This window comes from Shewanella sp. 10N.286.45.A1 (genome assembly GCF_041470405.1).
In the GTDB taxonomy this organism is placed as follows: Bacteria; Pseudomonadota; Gammaproteobacteria; order Enterobacterales; family Shewanellaceae; genus Shewanella.
Window position 1 is genome coordinate 1 of record NZ_JBFRMK010000273.1, and the last position, 7,605, is coordinate 7,605.

Annotated in this window: 8 protein-coding genes; 2 read left to right on the forward strand and 6 right to left on the reverse strand. The window is 43.7% G+C overall.

Annotation, left to right across the window (positions count from 1 at the left end; genetic code table 11):
- The first annotated feature begins 500 nt into the window (after positions 1 to 500).
- Positions 501 to 1,376: a multidrug transporter gene (locus AB4238_RS18270; protein ID WP_372034735.1), complete on the forward strand. Its 876-nt coding sequence runs from the start codon at positions 501 to 503 to the stop codon at positions 1,374 to 1,376.
- Between the two features lie 87 nt (positions 1,377 to 1,463).
- Here the strand turns inward: AB4238_RS18270 and AB4238_RS18275 are convergent, their stop codons facing one another.
- From AB4238_RS18275 to AB4238_RS18295, 5 genes are all read right to left on the reverse strand, one after another.
- Positions 1,464 to 2,159: a phosphatase PAP2 family protein gene (locus tag AB4238_RS18275; protein WP_372034736.1), complete on the reverse strand. Its 696-nt coding sequence runs from the start codon at positions 2,157 to 2,159 to the stop codon at positions 1,464 to 1,466.
- 126 nt (positions 2,160 to 2,285) lie between these two features.
- Positions 2,286 to 2,390 (reverse strand): MetS family NSS transporter small subunit, encoded by a 105-nt coding sequence (locus AB4238_RS18280; protein ID WP_220736003.1) that lies wholly within the window; start codon positions 2,388 to 2,390, stop codon positions 2,286 to 2,288.
- Positions 2,387 to 3,886: a sodium-dependent transporter gene (locus AB4238_RS18285; protein WP_372034737.1), complete on the reverse strand. Its 1,500-nt coding sequence runs from the start codon at positions 3,884 to 3,886 to the stop codon at positions 2,387 to 2,389. The genes AB4238_RS18280 and AB4238_RS18285 overlap by 4 nt, the downstream gene beginning before the upstream one ends.
- Positions 3,887 to 4,023: 137 nt before the next feature.
- Complete coding sequence (locus AB4238_RS18290; RefSeq protein ID WP_372034738.1) at positions 4,024 to 4,986, reverse strand: ketopantoate reductase family protein; 963 nt, start codon at positions 4,984 to 4,986, stop codon at positions 4,024 to 4,026.
- Positions 4,987 to 5,021: 35 nt separating this feature from the next.
- Entirely contained in the window at positions 5,022 to 5,396 is a 375-nt protein-coding gene (locus AB4238_RS18295) for a VanZ family protein (RefSeq protein WP_372034741.1), read from the reverse strand.
- Between the two features lie 157 nt (positions 5,397 to 5,553).
- Here AB4238_RS18295 and AB4238_RS18300 point away from each other — a divergent pair, with 157 nt between their 5' ends.
- Positions 5,554 to 6,039: a YajQ family cyclic di-GMP-binding protein gene (locus AB4238_RS18300; RefSeq protein ID WP_372034739.1), complete on the forward strand. Its 486-nt coding sequence runs from the start codon at positions 5,554 to 5,556 to the stop codon at positions 6,037 to 6,039.
- Between the two features lie 65 nt (positions 6,040 to 6,104).
- Here the strand turns inward: AB4238_RS18300 and AB4238_RS18305 are convergent, their stop codons facing one another.
- Positions 6,105 to 7,526, reverse strand: a complete 1,422-nt coding sequence (locus AB4238_RS18305; protein WP_372034740.1) for an AmpG family muropeptide MFS transporter — start codon at positions 7,524 to 7,526, stop codon at positions 6,105 to 6,107.
- Positions 7,527 to 7,605 lie beyond the last annotated feature (79 nt).

Consider the following 7,605-nt stretch of genomic DNA (forward strand, 5'->3'; position numbering starts at 1 on the left):
GAAAACTACAGAAATAATGGCCATTACCGATTTAATTTAGTTCAGGAAGAAGTTGGAAATTTCTTGATTGAATTCCACTATAAAGTTTAGGGGCTGCTGACCTTTCACGGTTGTTTTTGCCGCAGTTTATTGGCTATTTTGACAAGGCGGAGGTTATGTCGTTTAGTCATTCTCCACAAATAACCTACAACACAGTCAAAATAGCCAAGAAGCGCGGCTCTTCGGGTTCGTTTCAATTCTTTTATTCTTTTATGACAAGAGTGCGTTACGAGTTTTCGCTTAGCCAGCTAAGCATCATCGCTAAAGCCTTGTACTAAAATAATTATTCCTTACGGTAAAGAATCGAACAAAAGCTAAGCTCGAAAGATCAACAGCCCCTAGTAATTAATTCTTAATATAGGGATTACAAATATTCACTATTGATACGAATGTAAGGCGTACGATGTGATTCCATTGCATAATGTCCTAGTCGAATATTCATACTTGGTAAGCAATAGACAATGGGTTGGATTTTATTTACTTTTCTTGCTGCTGCGATGCAGGCTTGGCGTAATGCCTTTCAAAGTCAGCTCAGTAAAGAGGTTAATACTGCAGGCGTGATTTTGGCACGTTTTCTGTGGGCGACACCAATCGCACTCATCTATTTAGTGGGATTATATACATGGCAGCCTGTGGGTTTGCCCTTCATTACGCCAATTTTCAGTCTTTATGTGCTTGCTGCTGCCGCTATGCAAATTGTCGCGACGATGATGATGGTTAAGCTGTTTAAAATGCGTAATTTTGCCGTTGGGGCAGGGCTTGCTAAAAGTGAAGCCTTGATGGCAGCCATTCTAGGGGTGATCTTCTTTGGTACCTACCTTTCTTGGCTTGGTTGGCTGGGAGTATTGCTTGGCGGCGTCGCTGTTTTTATTATGAGTAGCGGTCAGAAGCTAAAGCAGATCTCATTTGCTACAGTCATGCTTGGTCTTGCTTGTGGCAGTGCATTTGCTTTAACGTCTTTGTGGGTAAGAGCTGCAAGTTTGAGTCTTGATTTGCCCTTTCCTCATCGCGCAGCTTGGGTACTGTTATTTGTTATCGCGATTCAGACCTTGGTGCTAGTGCTATACGCCTACGCTGTAGATAGAAGTACAATAGATAACTTGCTTAAGCGCCCAAAACTCACTTTACTGACCAGTGTTACTAGCTGCTTAGGCTCTATCGGTTGGTTTAGCGCTATGTCTCTACAAAGTGTGCCTTACGTGAAAACCCTTGGCCAGATTGAGGTGTTCTTTACGTTACTGATCGCTGCGTTTTGGCTGAAAGATAAAGTTAAAATAAGGGATGTTGCGGCGTTAGTCATGATAGCGATTGCAGCAATCTTAGTGATGTGGGGCTAACGATTAAGCCATTTTTGTAGTGCGCTTAACCAAGCTGTCGTTTTAGCTTGGGGTCTGTGAGGCTGACAACCGTTTAGTTTTAATCGCTCAACGCTTGGCTCGTCGCACGAGGTAGTAGACGATTAGGATTGAGATATGGGCGCTAAATACGCCTAAGGTCGCGCCAGCGATTAGGTCGCCTAAATAATGATAGTTCTGCCCAATCTGCCCCGCGACGGCGCCTAACATCGCCGTTATCCACACGACTTTAAGCTGTGGGAAACGCCACCAAAATACACTTACCAACGCATAGGTAAATAGGGCATGACCAGAGGGGAATGAGTTGTAGGCTAGCCCCTCTGCGAACGGATAGAAACCTTCAATTGCATCGTTTATCCAAGAAGGGTTGCTGCCTAATTCTGTATGGATCCAGGTCTCAGGCCAAGTGCGGCCAAAAATGAATTTGGCGCCAAGACGAAAGACTGTCGCGAGGATTAACGTTATGCCTAAGCTGAGCGCTAGGGTTGAGTAGTGCTTGCGCCCTTTTGCGGTGACACAACTTATAATGACTATCGCCGAAAGTATCTCAAATAGCAGCGGCATTTGGCTTAAAGGTTTAAAAATATGGCTGGCATGGCTGTGTTGATGCATCCAAGTAGCGATGTTTCTATCGAGGAACATGACGCTAAATACGGTGAACGATAATGCGGCAAGGTACAACCAAATATGAGTACTACTGCTCATATTTGAGGCTGGATTTACAGGCAGTGACATTTTCGCGATAGCTAATCTAATCTTACTCATCAAAGGCTTAGCATTAAAGGTTTTAGGTGCGTTGAGTTTAGGGACTGATAGCGCTAAGCACAAGTCACAATCTTCACACTACAAAGCTGTAGTGTTTCCTTTACCGTCTTAGAGAGTATGTTGCAGCTATTTATTTTTGGAAGCTTTCATCGCAATAGAGATACAAATGGCAGCACCTCCCCAGGTTATTATTAACGCCAGTATCATCATCGTCATCGCTCCAGTACTCATCGGTTACGCTCCTCTGGTTGATTTGGGTTAGAAACAAGGCCGATGAAGATGGCGCAGAACAGCATGACTGCGATTAGCCCCCAGCCGAGAAATAGTTGATCGGCAATGGGGTAATCTCCGTAGCCATTTTGAATGGTATTGATAAGGTTTTTGAAAAGGATCCCGGCCAGCATGATCGGGCTAACGTAGCGTAAGCAGATGATAAGCCATTGACCTACGTTAAACTCACTACAGCGGTTGACGTATTCACGTACATTAGCAAGTTTAAATAGCCAGCCCATAATCAGTAACTCTATCAAGCAACTCGTTAGCAGTGCGACATTATTAATAAAGTAGTCGACTAGATCGAGCAGCAGCAATCCACCATTGGTGGAAAATGCTAGAGAGGTGACATAACCAAGACCACACACTAGTAGAGCAGCCTTTTTTCTCGAAATATTCACTTTATCGATGACGGCGGATACCACAGCCTCAATAATTGATATGTGCGAACTGAGCCCCGCGACCACTAATGCTAAAAAGAACAGCGGACCGAGAATATAAGGGATGGGCAATAAGTTGATCGCCGCAGGAATGGTGACAAAAGCGAGCCCAACGCCAGAGGTTACAACCTCTGTAATTGGTTTTGATTGTTCTGCTGTCATATAACCTAACACGGCAAAAATCATGATACCGCCGAGAATAGAGAAACCACAGTTTATCAATACAGTCATAAAGGCATTGTTATTTATGTCTGACTTTTCTGGCAGGTAGCTAGAGTAGGCTAGCATGATGGCAAAGCCGACACTTAGGGTGAAGAATATCTGCCCATAAGCTGCAGACCATACCTTAGCGTCTAGGATCTTGCTGAAATCGGGTCGAAATAAGTAATCCAGACCTTCTAACGCCCCAGGTAGCATAATGATACGGCCGATCAGCAATAACACCATAATAAACAGTAGTGGCATCATTATTTTGCTCGCTCGTTCAATACCCGCTTTAACACCAGAGTAAACGGCTAGAGTGGTCAGTCCCCAGGCGAGTGTCATTGGTAGTGCGATATGCAACTGCAAACCTCCAAGGTTTGTGGGGGAGTTATCGCCCAGCTGCAGGTAGCTTTTAAAGAAGAAGTCGTTGGTATCAGCGCCCCAGCTTTGAGTGACGGAAAAAACCAGATAAGACATTGCCCAACCAATGATAGCAACATAGTAAACGGCAATGACTGCCGCTATAAATACCTGAAACCAGCCTAACCACTCCAGCCTAAGGCCAATGCTTTGTCCTAATTTGGCAAATACTTTAGGGGCGGCGCCGCGGTATTTATGCCCAAGACTAAACTCCATGATCATAAAAGGGATCCCTGCAGAGAGCATGGCAAACAGGTAAGGGATGAAAAACGCGCCGCCACCATTTTCATAGGCCATATAGGGAAAACGCCAGATATTCCCCAAGCCAATTGCAGAACCCACAGCGGCAAGGATAAAACCTGTTCTTGAGTTCCATTGTTCTCTTTGCATTAAATGCGCCTTTTGTCTTTCCAACAAACTCTGTCGGGACTAATGGCTTAATTTTAGTCGGAATTCAAAATATTGCTTGATGGGTGAAATGAGAGGGTTTTATGGTGATGGTAATAAATTTAATGACTAAATAGGTATTAAGCGTTGCTTGAATAGCCTTGTTCTAGAGCCGTAATACTGGCTAATAGCTGTTGATTGGTCTTTGCACTCTTGCCGTGTTTGCTTGCCATTAGCACCACAAAACCATTAATAGCTTCAATTTCGGTTTTGCGTTGGTGCTGAACGTCTTGATGCATTGAAGAGTAGTTTGCAGCAGTCAGCTCAATGACTTGGTAAACTCGATCGAGCAGTACCGCTAAATCAAGCATAATGGATTCAGCGGCGGCAACTTGTACTAATTCTGTCACCGCTGCAGTAATAGTTTTTCGATACTGGGCTGCAGCCAGTTCGCCATTGCGACAATCATGTATTGCGGTCATTGGGTTAATTGCGACATTAATGGCTAACTTTTGCCAAAGCATTGGCAATATATCTTCAAACCATTGGCTTTGTGGAATACTTGATAGTAGCGATATTTTGATTGTTTCACTCAGCATAGGACCGGTGAAATGACCCAGTTGAGTAACGCCTTGGCCTGTTTGTTGTGTGTGCCATGCTGATTTTTTCAATGCGCCTTGGGAAGTGGTACCTAAGCTTAAACCTTGTCCATTAAGCATGTTTGCGACCTCTAAATGTGGTCCCATGCCATTATGTAATAATAAAATGTGGCAATCGCGATTAAGTAACTTAATGATAGGCTTAAGTGCCGCAACGACTTGATAGGCTTTTACGCAAACAATGAGCAACCTTGTGTTTACTAGCTGTAGGGGCCAATCAGTACGGCCTACAAACATAGCAGTGCAAGTTGTTTGCTGTTGCTCTAAATTGGTAAAAGTAACGGTTTGCTGTTGTGATTTTTCAGCGCGGCCAATGAAGTTAACCGCAATGTTTGAGCTAGAGAGCTGTTGATAGATAAGTTGCCCAATCGCTCCAGCCCCCATGATCGATATCTGAGGTAACTGCTGGTTATTACTTACTGAAGAATAAGTATCAGTACTCATTTTCTAGTTAGACTCTTTGTATAAACAACACATCGTTAACTGGCACTATTGTCAACAAATCTACTGGCTTTGACGTATCTGCTATAGAGCCATTGAGTAAAGTAAAACAACAAAATACCAACCATATCAGCAACAACATCAGCAAAAGAGGCACTACGATAGGAGAGTTGCGATTGAACCATTTCGATAAAAACAGCGTAGAAAGCTAACACAACAGCCAATATGTACCATCTGGGCTTAAAGGCGAAGTAGGTTAGGTATGAGAGAACAAAAAAGCTCCCGACATGGCCAATTTTATCAAAGTGAGGGATGGTGTTGATGTTGTAGCTTGGCTTTGAAAAAACCAAGTAACTGACAATCACTAAAGTTATTGCTAGGGCTAGCTTAAATATATTCTGTCGGTTGATCACATCATACACACTAAAGACATTTGTCTTCATCATAGAAAAATAGCCGATTAAAGTCACCAATAACTATGCTTACTATCAATTAAATCTCGTTCGGCTCTTCAAGTCACCGCGGTTCGTGGGTAAAATACGCTCAAATTAATCTTTAAGAGCCAAGCGCATGCCTTCAATGGATATTGTTTCAGAAGTGAATGAAGTCGAATTACGTAACGCCGTAGACAACTCGGTACGTGAATTAAAGAGTCGTTTCGATTTTCGTGGCAAGGAAGCGAGCATCGAATATAAAGATCACGTGGTAACACTGTCGGCTGAAGATGATTTTCAATGCCAGCAGTTGGTCGATATCCTGCGCATGCAGATGAGTAAGCGTAATGTTGATCCTAAGTCGATGGATGTCGATGACAAAGCTGTGCACAGCGGTAAAACCTTCTCTTTACGAGTGAGGTTTAAAGAGGGTATCGAGACGTTAATTGCTAAGAAGTTGGTTAAGCAGATAAAAGATAGCAAACTTAAGGTACAGTCTTCGATTCAAGGAGACTCTGTGCGAGTAACGGGTAAGAAGCGTGACGATCTACAAGCGGTAATGGCTCTAGCTCGCGAAGCTGATCTTGGCCAGCCATTTCAGTTTAATAACTTCCGCGATTAACCTATTTGATCAAGACTAACGCACCAAATAGGTTAGTGGTCGTTGATAATCTAAAGAGCTCACCGTTAACTGTTGAGCTCTTTTTGTTGTGCTAAGCTTTCTGTTGAGTCTGTTTTTGTATCGGGGACATATTTCTGCACCAATATAATTAGCCCAAGTACCGGGAAGCCAATTAAGCTGGCACCGATAAAGAAGCTGACGTAATCATAGGCATCGATATAAGCGCCGGAGAAACCTGCAACAAACTTAGGGAATAGCAACATAATTGATGATAGTAATGCATATTGTGTAGCACTATATCCAGCACTCGTCAGGCTTGACAAGTAAGCGATAAAGGCTGCTGTCGCCACACCACCACTGAAGTTATCGACTGAGATCGCTAGCGTTAAAAATGGCACGTTGTAACCAAGTACCGCTTGATACGCAAACAGTAAGTTGGTAGTCGCCACAAGAAAGGCTCCCAAAAACAGCGTTTTCATGGTGCCATATTTAGCCACTAATAAGCCTCCAGCACCGGCGCCTACCAAGGTCATAATCAGACCGTAAACTTTACTCAAAGTCGCAATTTCTGCTTTAGAGAATCCCATATCAACGTAAAATACGTTAGCCATTACCCCCATTACGATATCTGAGATGCGATAAGTCGAGATCAACAATAAGATCAGCAGTGCGCTTTTGCCGTAGCGTTTAAAGAAATCAAGAAAAGGCAATACACTCGCGGTGTATAGCCAGGATAGAGCACCTGCTACAGCGCGAGGGTAACGCTGTGAAAACTTTTGTTTAAGCTCAGCTTCTTTTGCGTCAGCCTCTTTGGCTTCTACTTGCGGTTCGGCGCTAAATAGGGTGGTGATGATACCAATCGACATTAGGCCTGCCATTGCTAAGTAAGCGGTTTGCCATGATTCTAGGCTATAAGCTTCGCTGCTCGGCTCAACCCAGGCTGCAATCGTTAATGCCCCTGCGGTGGCGATAATCATCGCACTACGGTAACCCACTTGGTAAGCGGCAGCCAATGCTGCTTGCATCTTTTCAGAGGCGGATTCAATTCTAAATGCATCGATAACAATGTCTTGTGTGGCTGACGCAAAAGCAACCATCAAGGCAAATAGTGCGAGCTTATCAATGTCGACTAAGGGGTCACTTTGACTCATCCCTATAATGGCAAGCACCAAAGTTAGTTGCGCGAAGATCATCCAGCCACGGCGGCGACCTAAAAAGCGAGTTAACAAAGGTAATGACATGCGATCAACCAGTGGCGACCATGCCCATTTAAAACCATAAACTAAAGCTATCCAGCTAAAATAGCCGATAGCGGTTCTATCTACTCCAGCTTCTCTGAGCCAAAAAGATAATGTTGAAAAAACTAGCATTAAGGGCAAGCCAGCAGAGAAACCAAGCAGCAATAGGCTTAAAACCCGTTTATGGCAGTAGATGGAGAGTGAATCTTTAATGCGTTGGAAATAGGAAAGCTCGGTCACTGAAGGCATATGCTTGCTTAACAAGTAAAGATAGAACTAGCTTACGGTGCAGTGAGTTTGGGTTCAAGGGAATAATACCAATTGCATT

Bases quoted from the DNA above. Each gene is read 5' to 3' on its own strand.
- AB4238_RS18305 (WP_372034740.1), bottom strand. From the start codon at position 7,526: ATGCCTTCAGTGACCGAGCTTTCCTATTTCCAACGCATTAAAGATTCA.
- AB4238_RS18280 (WP_220736003.1), bottom strand. From the start codon at position 2,390: ATGAGTACTGGAGCGATGACGATGATGATACTGGCGTTAATAATAACC.
- AB4238_RS18285 (WP_372034737.1), bottom strand. From the start codon at position 3,886: ATGCAAAGAGAACAATGGAACTCAAGAACAGGTTTTATCCTTGCCGCT.
- AB4238_RS18275 (WP_372034736.1), bottom strand. From the start codon at position 2,159: ATGAGTAAGATTAGATTAGCTATCGCGAAAATGTCACTGCCTGTAAAT.
- AB4238_RS18290 (WP_372034738.1), bottom strand. From the start codon at position 4,986: ATGAGTACTGATACTTATTCTTCAGTAAGTAATAACCAGCAGTTACCT.
- AB4238_RS18300 (WP_372034739.1), top strand. From the start codon at position 5,554: ATGCCTTCAATGGATATTGTTTCAGAAGTGAATGAAGTCGAATTACGT.
- AB4238_RS18270 (WP_372034735.1), top strand. From the start codon at position 501: ATGGGTTGGATTTTATTTACTTTTCTTGCTGCTGCGATGCAGGCTTGG.